We start from the raw sequence: 18,516 nt of genomic DNA on the forward strand, positions 1-18,516 counted from the left end.
GGATTTTATAAAATCATACCTGCGGCAACAGTTTCATTTGTACCTTCATCAATAAGGATGAAACTACCCGTTAAGCGGTTCTTTTTATAGGAATCGAAAAACAATGGTTTAGCAGCTTTAAAAGATACACATGCAATATCATTTAATCCAACCAACTTATCATCTGTAACTTCATCTAAAGTATCCACATTCACCTTGAATTTCACATCACGAATCATACAACGGGTTTCGTTGGTGGTGTGTTTAATGGTATATTTTCCACGAGGCATCATAGCTCGTTCATTCATCCAACAAAGCATTGCGTCAAACTCCTGACTCACATTCGGCACATTATTCGCATCAACAATCATATCTCCTCTTGAAATATCAATATTGTCACTTAATCTTAATGTTACTGATTGAGGCGTAAATGCAACCTCCTGCTCTCCGGTAAAAGAATCGATAGCTTCAATAGTTGTTTCAATTCCTGAAGGCAGTATTCGCACCTTATCTCCAGGATGAAAAACACCACTTGCAACTCTACCTGCATATCCACGATAATCGTGAAATTTATCAGATTGCGGACGAATCACATACTGAACAGGCAATCTTGAGTCTCCATGATTACGATCATCAACAATTTTAATGTTTTCTAATAAATCCAACAAAGGTGTACCAGAATACCAGTCCATATTCGTTGATGCATCAACTACATTATCACCCAATTTTGCCGAGATCGGTATAAAACGAACATCTTTGACATTCAGTTTATCAACAATCTTTTTTTGGTAATCGTCCTTAATTCTATCGTAAGTCTCTTGAGAATAGTCAACCAAGTCCATTTTATTGATACACACAATAATATGTGGTATTTGCAATAAATTGGCAATGTACGAATGACGAAGTGTCTGTTCAATGACACCATTACGTGCATCAACCAAAATTAATGCTGCATTCGCAGTAGACGCACCAGTAACCATATTTCGGGTATACTGAATGTGCCCTGGAGTATCGGCAATAATAAACTTTCGTTTTGGTGTTGCAAAATAACGATAAGCAACATCAATAGTAATTCCTTGCTCACGTTCAGCACGTAAACCGTCAGTTAATAATGCAAGATCAACTTCTTCGTCGCCTCTTTTTTTACTACTGAGTTCGATAGCTTCCATTTGATCTTCGAAAATGGCTTTACTATCGTATAATAATCTTCCGATAAGGGTACTCTTTCCATCATCAACACTTCCTGCTGTGGTGAATCGCAATAGTTCCATATCTAAATATCCTGCTGTTTTCTCTGCCATGTCTATATTTTTAGCTTTTAGCGATTAGCCTTTAGCTTTACATTCAAATTTTAAAAATACCCTTCTTTCTTACGATCTTCCATCGCAGCTTCAGATCTTTTATCATCGGCTCTGGTTCCACGCTCAGTAGTTCTTGTCGCAGCAACTTCTTCGATAATCTCCTCTAAAGTATCAGCTTTCGATTCTACAGCTCCGGTACAAGTAGCATCTCCAATGGTTCGGAATCTTACGATTCTTTTCTCAGTCTTTTCGTTCGGTCGCATTGGTATGCAATCGCTTTTTGCTAAAAGAGTTCCATTTCTTTGAAATACTTCACGTTCGTGAGAAAAGTATAAATTAGGAATTTCAATATTTTCAAGGTAGATGTATTGCCATACGTCCATTTCAGTCCAGTTCGAAATAGGGAATACTCTGAAATGTTCTCCCATATTTTTCTTACCATTAAACAGATTCCACAATTCAGGACGCTGATTTTTTGGATCCCACTGACCAAACTCATCTCTGTGTGAGAAAAAACGCTCTTTTGCTCTTGCTTTTTCCTCGTCGCGACGACCACCGCCCATTGCACAATCTACTTTTAAATCTTCGAGACCATCTAAAAGAGTAACGGTTTGTAACTTGTTTCTACTGGCATTAATTCCAGTTTCTTCAGCAACTTTTCCTTGATCGATAGAATCCTGAACGTAACGAATAATAATACGTGTTCCTGTTTTCTCCATCAACATATCTCGAAACTCGATCGTTTCAGGAAAATTATGTCCAGTATCAATATGCATCATTGCGAAAGGTACTTTTGCAGGAGCAAAAGCCTTACGAGCCAAATGGAACATGATAATAGAATCTTTTCCTCCAGAAAATAACATGACCGGATTTTCAAATTGGGCCGCAACTTCACGAATCACAAAAATCGATTCAGCTTCCAGTTCTCTTAAATGATTAATATTGTATTCCTTCATTCGAAAATATTTTATTTGCTTTCTAACAGACTATTTATTTCAACAGTCATACACAATAAAGTCTACTTACTTTGTAACTACACTAATTTCTTATTAACCGAGGTAAAATAGCGCTAACTACTTTTTCTACCGACTCCTCAGGTGTCATTTCAGAGGTTTTGATTTCCAAAAAAGGATTCTCAGGTGCCTCAAAAGGTGCATCCAATCCGGTGAAATTTTTAATCTCACCATTTCTGGCTTTCTTATACAATCCTTTTACGTCTCTCTCTTCACATACTTTGTAGGAAGCATTTACATACACCTCCATAAAATCTTCTCCCCCAATTATTTCCTTTGCAACATCTCGAATATCAATTGTAGGACTCACAAAACAATTAATTGTGATCACTCCACAATTCAAAAACAATTTAGATACCTCAGCAATTCTTCGAATATTTTCAGTTCGATCTTCTTCCGAAAAACCCAAGTTTTTATTGATCCCTGTACGGATATTATCTCCATCAAGAATTTGTGTCAAAAATCCTCGTTTCTGAAGCTCTTTCTCTAATCCTATAGCAATTGTTGTTTTGCCTGATCCAGAAAGACCAGTCATCCAAATAACCTTAGAATTTTGATTTAAAACCCTCTCCTTATCTTCCCTTCCCAAAATCCGATTAAACACAGGATGGATATTTGTTGCTTTTGTGGTCATCAACTATTTTTGTTTTGCTTTTTTACTACGATTCTATTTTTTGAAAAGTAAGGGCAAATGTACATATTATCAGTAGATTTTAAAAATCTATGTATTTCTCAATTCAGGATTTTTTGCAAAAAAAAATCCGGATTTTACAATCCGGATTTAAAAGATAATATTTAGCTTTTTATTATTCTTTACAATCGCAAGGATTAAAACTCTTATTGTACTGACTCATAGCCCTATAACTCATGCCCATACTTGAGAAACCTCCATCGTGAAATAAATTCTGCATGGTAACTTTCTTAGTTAAATCTGAGAACAAAGTGATACAATAATTAGCACATTCTTCTGCAGTAGCATTCCCAAGAGGTGACATTCGCTCCGAGAAATCAATTAAAGAATCGAATCCTTTCACTCCACTACCAGCAGTTGTCATGGTTGGTGATTGAGAAATAGTATTGATACGTACTCCTTTTTCACGTCCGTAGATGTAACCAAAACTTCTGGCAATAGATTCTAACATTGATTTGGCATCAGCCATATCATTGTATTCATACATGGTTCTTTGTGCCGCAGCATAAGTTAAGGCAACTACAGATCCCCACTCTGCAATTGCATCCAACTTTTTGGCTGTTTGCAATACTTTGTGAAAAGAAATAGCAGAAATATCCAATGTTTTTTTCAAGTACTCGTAATTCAATTCGTCGTAAGGAAGTCCCTTACGAACATTTGGCGACATACCAATTGAGTGAAGAACGAAATCGATTTTCCCACCAAAAATCTCCATTGATTTGGTGAATAACACTTCCAAATCCTCAGGACTTGTAGCATCAGCAGGAATTACTTGAGCATTACATTTTTTAGCCAATTCATCAATTGTACCCATTCGGATAGAAACAAGAGTATTTGTTAAGACAATCTCAGCTCCTTCTGCCACGGCAAGTTCTGCAACTTTCCATGCAATAGACATTTCATTCAAGGCACCAAAAATAATCCCTTTTTTTCCTTTTAATAAATTATACGACATACTTTATAATTATCATTTTTTTCAGCTTCAAATATAACACATTAAATTAAGAATGATCCTAAATAGGATCATTAATTAAGACTGAATAAATTCTTTAATGCGTTTTTTAGAGATTCAATCAATTACCTAGCAACACTTTAGCATTATCCAAGGCTGCCTGAGTAAGATCTGCCCCGCTAAGCATTTTAGCAAGCTCTTCTATTCGGCTTTGTTGATCCAGAAGTACAATGTTTGAGTAGGTTTCAAGCTCATCATCTGCCTTATAAACCTTGTAGTGATTCTTTCCCTTTCCTGCTATCTGAGGAAGGTGAGTGATACTGATTACCTGAATATTTTCTGCCATTTTATTCATCATGGTTCCCATTTTAGCTGCAATTTCACCGGAAACACCCGTATCAATTTCATCAAAAACGATGGATGGCAAAGCGGTCGATGACGAGATTAAATACTTGATACTCAACATTAATCGAGACAACTCTCCCCCTGAAGCAACCTTCTGCACTTCCTCTATCTGTCCATTCTTATTCGCACTGAACAGAAAAGCTAAATAATCGCGCCCGTAATACTGAAAATCTTCTCTAATCTGTGTGTCAATTTTAAAATTTGCATTAGGAATACCGAGCTGCACCAGCTGAGATACGATTGTTTTCTCAATAGCTGGAATCACCTTCAACCTACTATTTGTAAGCTTTTCGGCTGAACCAAGGAGCAATTCTTCCTTCTGTTTTAATTGCTTCTTCAAATCTTCAATAAAATCGTCTCCACAAACAATTTTATCTACTTTCCGGGTCAATTCTTCTCGAATATCAATCAATTCCTCCACCGAATTCACGTGATGCTTCTGTTGCAAAGAATAGATTGCATCTAATTTCTGATTCAAAAACTCAATTCTTGAAGGATCTAAATCCACCGATTCGTTACTTCGATCCAATTCCTCCGCCAGATCCTGCAATTCGATATATGCACTCTCTAAACGTTCAAAGAAACTCTGAGCATCGGGGTATACGTTTTGAATTTGAGCAATGGCATTTCGTGCCTCTTTCAGTTGAGTAACAATAGGAAATTCTCCTTCTGAAAGATTTCCATACGCTTTCACCAAAGCCGACTTAATCTCCTCAGCATGAGTTAATTTTGCCAATTCTGCCTCCATTTCAGTTTGTTCTCCTGCAATTAATTTTGCATCGGTCAATTGCTCTAACTGAAACTGATAATAATCCAGATCAGCCTTTTCCTTAGCCGCTATTTCTTCTTGCTTACGAAGTTCTTGCTTTAGCTTCTGAAATTGATCGAAGCATTCCTGATATTTTTTTAAGATCGAAACGTTTCCAGCATAAGTATCAACAATACCGACCTGATACTCGAAACTTCCAATTATTAAGTTCTGATTTTGACTATGCACATCAATCAGGCGAAAGCCTAATTCTTTTAAAAGTTTCGCGCTAACAGGAGAATCGTTTATAAAAGCCCGACTTTTACCATTAGGAAGAATCTCTCTTCGCAATAAGGTATCCTCCTCATATTCCAATTCATTGTCGTCGAAAAACTGTTTCAATTTATATCTGGCAATAGAAAATGAGGTTTCAATAATGCACTTCTGTCCTTTATCTTTAAGAACATTCACCTCCGCCCTTTGGCCTAAAACTAAGGACAAGGCTCCTAACAAAATTGATTTACCAGAACCAGTTTCACCTGTTATAACTGAAAACCCATCTGAGAATTCAATATCTAACTTAGTAATTAAAGCATAATTCTGAATGGATATGGATTGAAGCATAGGTATCTATAAAATGATATTGGTAAGTTGTCAAAACGAATTTATTCCAAAATAGAATCATTACTCCTTTTGCCCTATTATTTTATTGTATTTTGAAATATTTGCAGGATCGATTTCACTTAGAATATTATAAACTCTTTTCTTTTCATCCGTAAAGGATTCAGAAAAAATATTCACCAGCTCATCGGCTTTTGCATCAAAAAATATTTGAAGAATAAAAGATCCTGGCTTTGCTCGATATGCTTTCTGAAGCAAACGTAAACTCTCAGCAATTTCAGCTCTCGATTCCGTTAAACGTTCGGCCATATTATCCAATCCTAACCTGTGATAACGATAAAGACACTCACGAACGGGACTATAGGCATTATTCAATATATTCTCGACTAACCAATATCTGTTTTTTCTGCTTTCGAATGCTTTCCAACCTTTTACATTGGAATTCTGCATTTTATTCACAATCTCTTCGGCCTTGGCAAAGTAAACACTCCCACCATCCATGGAATAGGTATCGTAATCCAAACCTAAAATTATATAGGCATAATACGATAACAATGCAGTTAAACTTGAAGGTGTAGTCGCCTCGTTAAACTCTATAGCTTCATACTCTACATATTTAAACTGTACATCATCATCTTTTAAATTTAGCAATACACTATTGTAAGATGAATTGTATATTGGTCTGCTTACCTGAACTTGAACGGTTCCTTTAAATTCATCAGATGATAACTGGCTGGTTAGATTAATTAGAATTGTACATTCAATTCTTTCATCGTAAGTATAAACATGATCTGTCCATCGTTTGGTATTCATGAACTCATATACCGAACTTTGAAGGGTTCTAAAAACCTGCTTATTGGTTCCTTGAATTTGCTGACTTACAATTTGCACATTGCATCTCAACTCCTGAGAAAATAACGGAATAGAAATAAAAAAAGCAAATAGTAATATGAAGAGTTTTCGCATAATTAGATTTCAAAATTTAACAGCTAAAGTTAAAAATTTAAACGGAAGTGAACCAACTTTTATTCTTCATAATATGCAATCAATTCAGAAACGATATCTTTCGCAACCTCTGTTTTGCTTTTTAATTCGAATTTCTTGCACTCTCCAAGCTTATTAATCAAGGTAATTTTATTGGTATCATACTGAAATCCGGCCCCTTTATCATTTAAAGAATTTAAAACGATAAAATCCAGATTCTTCGTTGCTAGTTTTAATTTTGCATTGGATTCTTCGTTGTTCGTTTCCAATGCAAAACCCACTAAAAATTGATTGGTAGTTTTAATTGCACCAAGAGACGCTGCAATATCTTTTGTAGGAGTTAGCTCGATGGAATAGTTCTCCTTGCCTCGTTTCACCTTCTTATCTTCAGTGATTACCGGTGTGAAATCGGCCACTGCTGCGGTCATAATTCCACCATCGCAAGCTGGGAAATGCAGTAGCGATGCCTCGTACATTTCCTGAGCGGAAACAACATCAATACGTTCAATATTTGGATTTTGAGTACTTAAAGAAGTAGGTCCGCTTATCAAAACAACCTGAGCACCTTGTGAGGCTAACTCTTCGGCTATCGAAAAGCCCATTTTCCCAGATGAAAAATTACCGATAAAACGAACAGGATCAATCTTCTCGTAGGTTGGCCCTGTGGTAATCAGAACCCTTTTATTCGTTAGTTTTTTTTTTTAGATTCAAAAAAACCGATGATTTCCTTCACAATTAAATCCGGCTCTTCCATTCTTCCTTTTCCGTGAAGTCCACTAGCCAGCTCACCACTTGATGGTTCAATAAACAAATCGCCATAGGATCTCAAAATATCCATATTTCGTATTGTTGCCGGATGTTTAAACATATCCAGATCCATTGCAGGTGCATGCATAACAGGACACTTCGCAGAAAGATAAGTGGTTAAAAGTAGATTGTCACAAATACCATGAGCCATTTTGGCCATTGTATTCGCTGTAGTTGGAGCAATAACCAATAAATCGGCCCAAATGCCAAGATCTACATGACTATTCCATGTTCCATCATCATGTTTAAAGAAATCAGATAAAACGGTATTCTTGGATAGTGTAGCCATGGTTACCGGAGAGATAAACTCCTTTGCATAGGTAGTCATGATTACTTTTACATTTGCTCCTTCTTTTACTAACAAACGCACTAAAGTAGCGGCTTTATAAGCAGCAATACTTGCAGTGACTCCAAGAATAATATTTTTATCTTTTAACATAAACTAAACTTAAAAATAAAAAGTTCCCTTTTGTAACAAAGGGAACTAATAAACTATTTAGCAATTAATCTTCTGTTTTTGCCTCTTTCGCAGGATTTCTGTAATAGATTTCTCCATTAATAAATTCCTCTACTGCAATTAAAGATGGTTTTGGTAATCTCTCGTAATATTTGGAGATTTCAATCTGTTCACGATTTTCAAAAACCTCTTCCAAGTTATCTGTATAAGATGCAAACTCCTGCAACTTCTTATTCAGTTCACTTTTCAGTTCAACAGCAATCTGATTAGAACGCTTTGCCATAATCACTACAGATTCGTAAACATTACCTACTTCCGCACTTAACTCAGTCATGTTACGGGTAATTGTAGAACTTGCTGCATTTGTTTTTTTGTAATCCATACTATAAAAGAATTAGATCTATTTTAATTATTCGTATTAAACTTACTCAAGTAGGCTTCCATGCCTTCAATCATTTTTTCAGCACGCTTTTGGTACTTACTTTCAGGGAATTCATCTACAAAAGAAAAATATTCTTCTTTTGCGAGATTATATCTTTCTCGTTGTTTATCTGCAACACTTTTAAATGCCAGTTCGTAACGTGATTCCAACAACATAAACATTAAATCTTCACGATATGATGAGCCCGGGTAATCTTTAATACTATTCTGCAAAGAAATAATTGCTGCAGGAAAATGTTCTCTGTCGTAATAGTTTCTTGCGCTTAAGTAAGATTTATACACCAACTTATCCTGCATTTCATCAATATAATCATTACATTTTGGAATTCTGGTTGAATTCGGATAACGATTGATGTATAATTGCAAAGCGTCAATCGCATCTTTGGTTGACGTTTGGTCTAATCTCGGTTTAGGAGATTCCAAAAAGTAACAATAAGCACTCATATACAAACTCTCTTCTGAGTATGGGCTATCAGGAAAAGTTTTCAGAAAATTTCTGAAATAATATCCAGCTCCGATATAATCTCCAGATCCATAGGAGCAGTACGAAATATAGTAACTAATTGTTTCCGCCTTACTCGTTCCACGATAAATTGGTAACAACTCCTCAAAAAGAGTTGCAGCTTTCACATAGTCTTCCGAATTGTAGTATTCAATAGCCTTCTTGTATTTCAAAGGATTATCGTTACTTTTCAATAGCTTTTGATATTCGCTGCATCCACCTAAAACAAAGGCAAACAATAAAAAAACATAAACAATTTTCTTCATAGGTATAGCTACTCTATTTTTTTGCATTTTGCAAATATATGGATTTCGAGCGAAAAATAGGATACTTTCTACTCATATTATACAATTCTTTATAATTTATTGCTAAAATTCCAAAAAACATTACTTTTGCACAATTGCATTTAAAACATTTCAAAAAATAAAGCATACACTGTGGATATATTTGACAAAGTTACCTCAAAAAAAGGAAACCTAGGGCAATACGCTAAGCAAGCTCATGGATATTTTGCATTTCCTAAATTGGAAGGCGAAATCGGATCAAGAATGAAATTTCGTGGAAAAGAAGTTTTAACATGGAGTTTAAACAACTATATCGGATTAGCAAATCACCCAGAAGTAAGAAAAGAAGATGCTGAAGCATCTGCAAGATGGGGATTAGCCTATCCAATGGGAGCTCGTATGATGTCTGGTCAAACAAGTCGTCATGAAGAGTTGGAAGCTAAATTGGCCGATTTCGTTAAAAAGCCAGATGCTTTCCTATTGAATTTTGGATACCAGGGAATGGTGTCAATCATTGATGCTATGGTAAACCGTCATGATGTTATTGTTTACGATTCGGAATCGCATGCATGTATCATGGATGGTTTGAGACTTCATGCTGGAAAACGTTTCGTTTATCCACACAACGACATGGAAAATCTTACCAAGCAATTGGAAAGAGCTACCAAATGGACTGAAAAAACCGGCGGTGGAATTCTTCTTATTACTGAGGGTGTATTCGGAATGGCTGGTGACCTTGGTAAATTGGATGAGATTTGTGCTCTTAAAGACAATTTCAACTTCCGTTTATTAGTTGATGATGCACACGGATTTGGTGTAATGGGAAAAACCGGTGCTGGTACAATCGAGCATTTCGGTGTTGAAGACAAAGTAGATTTACACTTTAGTACTTTTGCAAAAGCAATGGCTGGTATCGGAGCTTTTATCGCTTGCAGTGAAGAAGTTGGTACTTACCTAAGATATACAATGAGATCTCAAATTTTCGCGAAATCATTGCCAATGCCTATCGTAGAAGGATCATTGAAGCGTTTGGAGTTACTTCAAAATTCCCCTAAATTGCGTGAGGATCTTTGGAGTGTAACTAAGGCTTTGCAAGAAGGTTTAACTAAAGCCGGACTAAACATTGGTGTAACAGAATCTCCTGTAACTCCTGTTTACTTATCGGGTAGTGTTGCCGAAGGAACTCAGGTAACTATGGATTTAAGAGAGAATTACAATATTTTCTGTTCTATCGTGGTTTACCCGGTAATTCCTAAAGGACAATTGCTACTTAGATTGATTCCTACTGCAATGCACACTTTAGAAGATGTTGAGTATACTGTTAACGCATTTAAAGAAGTTTCGAAGAAATTAACCGATGGCAAATACAGCAATGATAAATTTGCTGATATTTTCAATCAATAGTATTCTAAACAATACAATCAAAACGACATTCGAAAGGATGTCGTTTTTTTTGTGCAAAAAAATACCCGACTAGAATTTAGCCGGGCAATTAATATATTGAAATTACTTCTTATTCTCTTTCGGAAAGGAATCTTTCAGCATCCATAGCAGCCATACAGCCTGAACCGGCAGAAGTAATTGCCTGACGGTAATGAGGATCTTTTAAATCGCCTGCAGCAAATACACCAGGAACATTCGTTTTGGTAGTATCCGGCTCTGTTAATACATAACCCTGCTCATCTGTTTTCACATATTCGCTGAATATTTTTGAATTAGGTGTGTGTCCGATTGCTAAAAAGTAACCATCAATTTTGATGTCTACCTCTGTTTCGTCGGCCTCTCCCATTCTCTTAATCAACTTAGCCCCCTGCACTACACCATCGCCATAAAGCTCTTTGGTATTGTGTTCGTACAAAACTTCGATATTTTTGGTTCGGGCTACACGATCCTGCATGGCCTTAGAAGCTCTTAAATAATCTTTACGTACAATTAAGTATACTTTCTTAGCCAAGCCAGCCAAATAGGTTGCTTCTTCGGCAGCGGTATCACCACCACCTACTACGGCAACATCTAATCCGCGGTAAAAGAAACCATCACAAGTAGCACAAGCAGAAACGCCCGAGCCCATGTACTTTTCTTCGGTTGGGAATCCTAAATATTTAGCTGTTGCTCCTGTTGCCAGAATAACCGACTCAGCAACAATTACTTTTTTCTCATCAACAATTACTTTGTATGGATATTCAGAAAAATCAACTGAAGAAACAAGTCCCCAGCGACAATCTGTACCAAATCGCTCCGCTTGCTTTTTTAAGTCAGCCATCATAGCCGGGCCAGTAACTCCATCGGCATACCCAGGAAAATTATCAACTTCGGTAGTCGTAGTCAATTGTCCTCCAGGTTGCAAACCTTCTATTAACACTGGACTTAAATTTGCTCTTGCTGCGTAAATTGCTGCAGTATACCCGGCAGGACCAGACCCAACAATCAGACATTTTACTTTTTCCACTTCCCCCTCAGGTGTAGCAGGATTTTTATCCTTCAAATTCAATGACTTAAATTCCATATGTGTTAATTATTCTGTTTCTAAATAAGATTTCGAGTAGCAAATCTACAAAATATCTAAATAACTACAAGTGTTTATTAATAGAGTTAATAGATCTTAACATCAATTTACTCGAATCTTTCAGCTCTTTTCATTTTGACAATTGTTTTGCATAAACTATATTTACTGTCGCAATATCGGGGCGTAGCTCAGCCAGGTTTAGAGTACACGTCTGGGGGGCGTGGGGTCGGAAGTTCGAATCTTCTCGCCCCGACAATGTAAAGACAATGATTATTAAGCGGTTACACCTCCAGTAACCGCTTTTATTTTGCTTTATTTTCACTTGTATATTGCGGTTTAAGATGCTTTTTGTAGCTTTAAAAGTGTAAAAACTTGCAAAAAACTTGCAAAAAAAAACACCGAATATGGCTACTGCAAAATTGATCCTAGACAACCGAAAAGCTAAGAAAGACGGTACTTTTCCGATAAAGTTAGCAATTTCTCACAAAACTAAAACATCTTATTTAAGTGGAAACTTTTCAATCCCAGAGAAATATTGGGACAATGGACGTATAAAAAGAGGCTGTCCTGACATTGAAAATATCAGAATTGCCAACAACAAATTAGCGGCTCTTTTATTCTATGCTAATGATTTCATAGCAGAATTAGAAGAGCGTAGAAGAGTTGATTTTATGAGTGCTTCACAAATAGCAGACTACATTAAAAACGGTGGAAAACAACAACATGCATCAATTAATTTTCTGGAATATCTAGAAAATTACACTTCCACAATAAAAAACAACAATACAAAAGAAAAATATAAAACTACTCTAGTAAAATTACAAGAGTACGCCGATGCCGATTTACTTTTCTTCGATGATATTACAAAAGCATGGCTTAATCGATACAAAGAACACAGACAAGAAAAAGCAAGTGCAGCAACAGCAAATATTGATCTTAGAAATATTCGAGCTGTATTTAATAGAGCTATTGATTTTGATGAGATTATCGGACAAGAAACATATCCTTTTAGGAAATTTGAGTTTGCAGAAAGCAAACCACGAAACTTACGACTACCAGCTGACAAAATTAAATTGATTCGGGATTTTCAGACCGACAATAAATACATTGCTTTGGCTCGCGATTTCTTCATGCTATCTTTTTACCTAATTGGCATGAACAATTCTGACATTTTCGATATTGTTGATATTATTGACGGAAGAATAGATTACGATCGGAATAAAACTCAAAAGGCCTACTCTATAAAGGTAGAACCTGAAGCAATGGAAATTATTGAGCGAAGAAAAGGAGAAGATTCTTTTTTGATTTATCAGGAACGATATGCAAATGCAAGGAACCTTACCAAACAAATGAATAAACACCTAAAAGAACTGGGTAAACATGAAACAATCAAAGTTCCTGATCTTAAAATGTACCACGCTCGCCACTCTTGGGCAGGAATAGCAGCTAAAAAACCAATTGGAGCAGGAAAACCAGTAATTGCTCAGGCTCTTGGCCACGGCAAAACAACGGTTACCGATACTTATTTTGATTACGATAATGAGCTGGTTGATGATTTAAATAGAAAAGTACTTGACTTACTAAATCAAAATAAAGAATAAGCTAGAACTTCTTTTATTTTTCCTCTTTATCTATTTCAGATTCATCACTTTGAGATATTGGATATAAAAGCCTCCCAAAGCTTATCCAATAAATGCGGATTAATTGCACGAAAATTTTCTTTTTAGTCTTTTTCATATTCATTACATACCTTAAGATCACCATACAAATAAAACAATTAAACTTACAAAAAAAAAGAGAGCCGTTCAGCTCTCTTTTATCGTTTAAGGATTTCTTTCCTTATAATCTTGCATTAATTCATCAAACGAGACCAAAGCATTTTTCCAATATTTGTAGATAAACACTTTGCCGTAATCAAATTGCTCTTCATCGGTAGGAATGTAAATCTTAAACACTCCATAAGTTACCATATAATTGTTTTGCGGTTTGATTTGAGGAATCGTAGAGATTAAAATATCAACGTTTTGAATTGCTTCAATTGTATTCATATTCGTTCTAAGATGAAGATATAAATACTTGCCTTTTTCGGGGTTGTTTCTTGTACCGCTGAAAGTTTTAATGCTTCCGAAAAGCGTTTCTTTTGGCAATACCGTACCGTCTGCATTACCGTCTCCGATTGCTCTTGTGATCTTGATTGTTCGGTCTCCACCAATAGGAATACCAACAAAGTTAAGATCGTTGTTTGTTTTGTTGTAGCTGATTTTAAAATCAAAGTCGAAATCCTGCAAATATCTTAAATTGTAATAGTTCGGAGTCATTGCCCCAATTGAGGTAATTTGCTTTAGACCATTATTCTCTATGTATTCAGCCCCGTAACCGTCAACAGGGGTTTCACCAAATGTTTCAAGCAATGCCGTTTCCCAATACCTCCACATCGTTACAAATTCCTCTCTCCATCCGTCTGTGTTTACTGGTAGTTTTGCTCTGACCTGAGCAATACATATTTGTAAATCGGTTTGTTTTGGTTGCAGTTTAATGGGTGAGCCGTCTGCTTCTACAATGTATTCGCAAGCCACTTTAGGAGCCTGATCACTTTCAACCTTTGCCATTATACCGAAATGAACCATTTCAGGCGAACCGGTAAAAGCACTAACCGGCAAATCAACCGTTCCTAGCTGAAGAGCATAAATAGCCCCTGTACTGGAAATTTCAATCGGAATTTGAAGAAAGCCGTTTTCATCTGCACCCCTCGGTGTTACACGAATAAAATTCTTATCATCAAAATTTAAGTCAAGCTGAAAGTTTTTTCGAATGGTGTAATTGTGCCTAATCGGATTCAATGAGGCTGGAACAGTAAGTACTTCCCCGTTTTTCTCAATGGTGTAATTGTCAATTCCAACCGCTTCCGATGCTGTTGGTTTTATCCTTTCCTCTGCGGGTGCAAGTGCTTTTTTCCAGTACTTATGAATGACAAAACTTTCAGGTTTTGGGGCTGAACCGTCCACTGGAACCAAAACAGATACCTGCATGATTTGTAATTGAACATCACTTGAATTTGGCTTTACAGGTACCGTTTCCCCTGAGTCAATAAAGCCTAATACATTGGTGGTAACTGGTAAATTTGTATCAGAAACATTTGCATTCACTACCCAGTTAACTCTTTTTCCTTTTCCTCTGTTATCAAAAAATGCAAATGATAATCTCTGATTGCTAATGGTTAAAAACCGTTTAATTCCTCCATACATTATCGGAATTGTTCTTACTCCACCAAAGGGAACCAATTGCATGTCTTTTCCATCGTAAGTCAAAGAAAAGTCAAAATCTTCCAGAATACGCATATCAACTCTGGTTCCAATCATCACCTCAGGAACTACTAGTTTATCGTTTTCCGTTTTGAAGATGGTAAACTCATCGGTATTAATCACCGTTGGTGCAGGAATTATCGGTTGTTCCTGCTTTTCCAGTAGATCAAACAAATTGCTTTCCTTACTGAATTTATAGATAGCCCAACCGCTTTTTATGGCTGGGTCACCGCTTGCATCCAATACTTTTACCTCCTGTCCGTCTTCTAGTTTTTCAGAGGCTTGGTTCCGAAGTGCTATGTTTTGAAAAATTTCATAGCTTGATTCTCCTTTCGTAGATGGTTTAGATATTCTCATTTTTCACTAATTTTTTATCAAATACGTTATAAACTAAATCACATGAATTGTATCGGTTTTTTTCACACACTGCAAAACCACCTTTTTCAATCTGCACCACAATAGAACCGTCATACTCCGACATGATTCCACCCCTTGCAGTTCCAGCCGTTGTACTCTGGAAAATTACCAACCAGACAACTTTTGGATATTTTACTAAAAGCTGTCCGAATGTTTCCTGAGAAATCCCCTTTAATTTGCCCCAACTATCAATTGCAATCACATCATATTTCTTTGCGTAGCTTTCCAGCTCTGCAAGGGAATTTTGAGAACTAACATCTACTCTTTTTTTATTGTTGGCATTAATGTAGGCTGAGTAGGTTCCGAAAAGCTCGCTTTGTGGCGATACTTCCAGAGACAAGAACAAACATTTTAAATTTTGGTTGGCAAACAGATTAATTGCCTGACATAGAAATCTGGTTTTCCCAGCTCCCTTTTCACCTCTTAAGACTAAAGCGTATTGATTCCTTTCATAACCACCAAGAAAAAGCCCTAAATCAGTTTTCAACTTGGTTATGTGGGTGTTTGGTTTCCATTTGTCTAGGTGAATTACCTTGCTGTCATGTCCAAAAAGTGATAACTGTTCTTTTGGCTTGCTTTGTTTTTTACTCTTCACCTCCTGTTTTATAGGTGCTTTACCCTTTCTTTTTGGAACTATTTTTCGACTCTTTGTTTCCTGGCTAATTAGCTGTTTTTCGGGCGAGGTTTGTTCAGCTCTTTTACTCATAGAGTCAGGAACTAATTTTGCAAGATCAATTCCTTCTAACAAATACTCTGCACTATCACAAGCATAACCGTAAGCTTCCAAAAGGTTTTTATCTACATCCCCTTTTGCATTACTTAACCAGCCTTTCAAATAGGTAATTCCATTTTGTCGGTTGTACTTCAAACCCAATTCAGTACAAAGAATCATTGCGCCCATTTCTGCAACCAATTCCTCATTGGCATAATCCAGAGAGGCACTAATTCCCAGCTTTCCACGTCCTAAACGTGCTGGGTTTTGTGTACTGTGGGTGATTTCATGAAAAAGAGTTGAATAGTATTCCTCTATTTGGTGGAATTGCTTAAAATCAACCATGTGGATATCCTCAATCGAATAATCAAATTTACCATGACGGTAAAAGCATCGATCTGCCTGATCATTAAATATTTTGGGAACCCGTTTCCTTTTAACCAGCTCTTTAAGGAAACTTTCTACATACTGGTTTAACTCATGGTTTTTAAATTCAATCTCTTTAATGATTGGCTTTTTAATTCCCTCACAAAAATCCACATTAACCGCAAGGTGTAACTTTGGAAGCATCCAGTCAGGCCGTCTGGGTGTTTTACTCTCCTTATCTTTAAACATGGGAATGTATGACAAAACAGAAATTACACGGGTTTTATCAATCAATTTCCCGCCCTGTTTTAAAAGGGCTGAAATAGTAATAAAAAACGGGCTTTTCCCTGCGTTTCGCTCCATTGATAACAGATTAATACTGTTCTTGTAGAGTCGCCCTGAAATATTCCTAAACCCGCTTAATATTTTGCCCTCTTCATCAAAGATCAGCCCAGCAATCCAAGGCTTTTCCCATTTGGTAAACAAGAATGTTTTGATGTCATTGATCAATTCCAATCGAAATTTTTCTTTGTCATCTTTCCAACCATCCAGAGAGAAATCAAACAAACCTTTCAGGATTTCGCTTACTTTCAATTTTGCTTTTTTTACGGTAGTCTTTACAGTCTTTTTCACTCTTGTTTTAACCGTCCTTTTCTCCTCCTTTATTTTCTCAAAATATCCAATCATAGCTTAAAATAAACGGTTAAAAAATCCTTTTTCCTCTTCCTTTTTGTTGTTTTTCTGATCTTGATCAGTTTTGGTTTCAATTTCGATATGTCCGCCTTTCTTGGTTTTGATATCCTTTATTTGAATGCTTGTGCTTTGGGCTGGAATCTCTTTTTTTCCATACTTATAGCCTATGGCCATGCCAAAACCTAAACCCGTTGTAAATAGTAGAATGGCTGATAGTATTGTGATTTTCTTTCGTAACATCTGTAAGTATTTTTAATAGTTTCGTGAATAAAAAAACAACACTCTGACACCCGTCATTGTAAGGCTTATGGAGTGTTGTTTTTATTAGTTGATTACATTGCTTTCGGTGTAGTGCTGGTAAATTGCTCCGAAGCTACTGAGCCAATAAAAGCACAGGCCAGTATTACCATTTGCTGAATGTATTCGATCGGTATTCTGCACATTACACCAACGACGATAAAAAGCACCAAGAATAGGGTAATCTGCCTTTTGAAACTTGGATTTCCTTTCACATCCTGAAAGGTCGCTTTTAGCCATTTTGTCCGTATCGGCTCTCTTTTTTCCTCCATCCAGTCGATAATTGATTAATTTAATTTCTGATAGCATTTCCTGCTGTTGAGTGTGCACAGTCCAAAGACCATACAAACACAAGCAAATAAGGAAAACCAAAAGTTTGTGTTCTTTAGAGAAAAAGCCCGTTATTTCTGATGTCCCACTCATTTCGTATTGTTTTTAGTTAAAAAAAAAAACAAGGCAAATGAGCCAACAATAAGAACAGGAAACATTGTATTTTGAACAGTTAAAAATGATCGTAAGTAACTTAAGCGATTCAACCAAGCCCGCCTAAAATAAGGCTGTGAAACGATTAGTTTGTTTATGAAATTTTCCCGCTCAACAAACAAAGCTTTTGCGATGTCTGAGGAATCAAAGCGTTTCAAAGCATTCAATGTTTTAAGCCCTATTAACCCATCCACATCAAGAAAAGCACCTTTGCTGTTTAAAACTGTTTGCAAGCTTTTAACGGCTCTTATTTTACCTGAATTCACTGCATAGTCGTAAAGCTGGTTCGCTACATCCTGAGTCATTAAACCACAGCTTAATTTCTTCCAAAATTCAGTCCTGTAAAACTGTTCTACATCCTTGCTTAGGAAGGAAAACTTTGCATTGTTCTGTATCGGGTGGGCTTGCTTGTCTATAAACGCCCAGCCCTTCCAATCAGGAAAGGCGACTCTCGATATTCCGCAATAAGTTTCTTTTCCCTTATCGTTTGGATTGTTCGAATAGCCGCCCTCCATTTTTTCCGTTATCGTGTAACTTTTAATAAAGTTTGCCATA

General features: G+C 36.4%; 18 protein-coding genes and 1 tRNA gene. 3 read left to right on the top strand and 16 right to left on the bottom strand.

Translation table 11 applies throughout. The annotated features are described in order from the left end of the window. Positions 1-5: 5 nt before the first annotated feature. From ALGA_RS03195 to ALGA_RS03235, 10 genes are all read right to left on the bottom strand, one after another. Entirely contained in the window at positions 6-1,280 is a 1,275-nt protein-coding gene (locus ALGA_RS03195) for a sulfate adenylyltransferase subunit 1 (RefSeq protein WP_096427939.1), read from the bottom strand. A 50-nt stretch (positions 1,281-1,330) separates the two neighbouring features. Then, positions 1,331-2,236 carry a sulfate adenylyltransferase subunit CysD gene (gene cysD / locus ALGA_RS03200; RefSeq protein ID WP_096427940.1) on the bottom strand — a complete coding sequence of 302 codons (906 nt, stop codon included), beginning with the start codon at positions 2,234-2,236 and terminating at the stop codon, positions 1,331-1,333. A gap of 82 nt (positions 2,237-2,318) precedes the next feature. Beyond that, positions 2,319-2,927, bottom strand: coding sequence for an adenylyl-sulfate kinase (gene cysC / locus ALGA_RS03205; RefSeq protein WP_096427942.1), 609 nt, complete (start codon positions 2,925-2,927; stop codon positions 2,319-2,321). A 172-nt stretch (positions 2,928-3,099) separates the two neighbouring features. Beyond that, positions 3,100-3,939: an enoyl-ACP reductase FabI gene (locus ALGA_RS03210; protein WP_096427944.1), complete on the bottom strand. Its 840-nt coding sequence runs from the start codon at positions 3,937-3,939 to the stop codon at positions 3,100-3,102. 118 nt (positions 3,940-4,057) lie between these two features. After that, positions 4,058-5,713, bottom strand: coding sequence for a DNA repair protein RecN (recN, locus tag ALGA_RS03215; protein ID WP_096427945.1), 1,656 nt, complete (start codon positions 5,711-5,713; stop codon positions 4,058-4,060). Positions 5,714-5,773: 60 nt separating this feature from the next. Continuing rightward, the gene (gene porD / locus ALGA_RS03220; protein ID WP_096427947.1) at positions 5,774-6,676 is read right to left on the bottom strand and encodes a type IX secretion system protein PorD; all 903 of its coding nucleotides are present in this window, start codon (positions 6,674-6,676) and stop codon (positions 5,774-5,776) included. 59 nt (positions 6,677-6,735) lie between these two features. Continuing rightward, the gene (locus ALGA_RS23325) at positions 6,736-7,368 is read right to left on the bottom strand and encodes a phosphopantothenoylcysteine decarboxylase (protein WP_317044272.1); all 633 of its coding nucleotides are present in this window, start codon (positions 7,366-7,368) and stop codon (positions 6,736-6,738) included. Positions 7,369-7,382: 14 nt separating this feature from the next. Next, entirely contained in the window at positions 7,383-7,940 is a 558-nt protein-coding gene (locus tag ALGA_RS23330) for a flavoprotein (RefSeq protein WP_231706049.1), read from the bottom strand. Between the two features lie 64 nt (positions 7,941-8,004). Beyond that, complete coding sequence (locus tag ALGA_RS03230; RefSeq protein ID WP_096427949.1) at positions 8,005-8,340, bottom strand: DNA-directed RNA polymerase subunit omega; 336 nt, start codon at positions 8,338-8,340, stop codon at positions 8,005-8,007. Positions 8,341-8,363: 23 nt separating this feature from the next. Beyond that, positions 8,364-9,167 carry an outer membrane protein assembly factor BamD gene (locus ALGA_RS03235; RefSeq protein WP_096433368.1) on the bottom strand — a complete coding sequence of 268 codons (804 nt, stop codon included), beginning with the start codon at positions 9,165-9,167 and terminating at the stop codon, positions 8,364-8,366. A gap of 171 nt (positions 9,168-9,338) precedes the next feature. Here ALGA_RS03235 and ALGA_RS03240 point away from each other — a divergent pair, with 171 nt between their 5' ends. Further along, the gene (locus ALGA_RS03240; RefSeq protein ID WP_096427951.1) at positions 9,339-10,589 is read left to right on the top strand and encodes an aminotransferase class I/II-fold pyridoxal phosphate-dependent enzyme; all 1,251 of its coding nucleotides are present in this window, start codon (positions 9,339-9,341) and stop codon (positions 10,587-10,589) included. Positions 10,590-10,698: 109 nt separating this feature from the next. Here ALGA_RS03240 and trxB read toward each other — a convergent pair whose 3' ends face one another. Beyond that, the gene (gene trxB, locus ALGA_RS03245) at positions 10,699-11,691 is read right to left on the bottom strand and encodes a thioredoxin-disulfide reductase (RefSeq protein ID WP_096427953.1); all 993 of its coding nucleotides are present in this window, start codon (positions 11,689-11,691) and stop codon (positions 10,699-10,701) included. 177 nt (positions 11,692-11,868) lie between these two features. On the opposite strand from trxB, the gene ALGA_RS03250 reads away from it, so the two are divergent. Further along, positions 11,869-11,944 (top strand) — tRNA-Pro (locus tag ALGA_RS03250). A 151-nt stretch (positions 11,945-12,095) separates the two neighbouring features. Continuing rightward, the gene (locus ALGA_RS03255) at positions 12,096-13,292 is read left to right on the top strand and encodes a site-specific integrase (RefSeq protein ID WP_096427955.1); all 1,197 of its coding nucleotides are present in this window, start codon (positions 12,096-12,098) and stop codon (positions 13,290-13,292) included. A gap of 222 nt (positions 13,293-13,514) precedes the next feature. Here ALGA_RS03255 and ALGA_RS03260 read toward each other — a convergent pair whose 3' ends face one another. From ALGA_RS03260 to ALGA_RS03280, 5 genes are all read right to left on the bottom strand, one after another. Further along, a complete protein-coding gene (locus ALGA_RS03260) occupies positions 13,515-15,350 on the bottom strand; it encodes a hypothetical protein (RefSeq protein WP_096427956.1) in 1,836 nt (611 codons plus the stop codon). Beyond that, on the bottom strand, positions 15,337-17,175 hold the full coding sequence (locus ALGA_RS03265; protein WP_096427957.1) for a zincin-like metallopeptidase domain-containing protein: 1,839 nt from the start codon (positions 17,173-17,175) through the stop codon (positions 15,337-15,339). Before ALGA_RS03265 ends, ALGA_RS03260 begins: the two co-directional genes overlap by 14 nt. A gap of 3 nt (positions 17,176-17,178) precedes the next feature. Beyond that, positions 17,179-17,421 (bottom strand): hypothetical protein, encoded by a 243-nt coding sequence (locus ALGA_RS03270; protein ID WP_096427959.1) that lies wholly within the window; start codon positions 17,419-17,421, stop codon positions 17,179-17,181. 84 nt (positions 17,422-17,505) lie between these two features. Then, positions 17,506-17,901: a hypothetical protein gene (locus ALGA_RS03275; protein WP_096427961.1), complete on the bottom strand. Its 396-nt coding sequence runs from the start codon at positions 17,899-17,901 to the stop codon at positions 17,506-17,508. Beyond that, a complete protein-coding gene (locus tag ALGA_RS03280) occupies positions 17,898-18,515 on the bottom strand; it encodes a glycoside hydrolase family 108 protein (protein WP_096427963.1) in 618 nt (205 codons plus the stop codon). The genes ALGA_RS03275 and ALGA_RS03280 overlap by 4 nt, the downstream gene beginning before the upstream one ends. Position 18,516: the final 1 nt, after the last annotated feature.

This window comes from Labilibaculum antarcticum, from assembly GCF_002356295.1.
Taxonomy (GTDB): Bacteria; Bacteroidota; Bacteroidia; order Bacteroidales; family Marinifilaceae; genus Labilibaculum; species Labilibaculum antarcticum.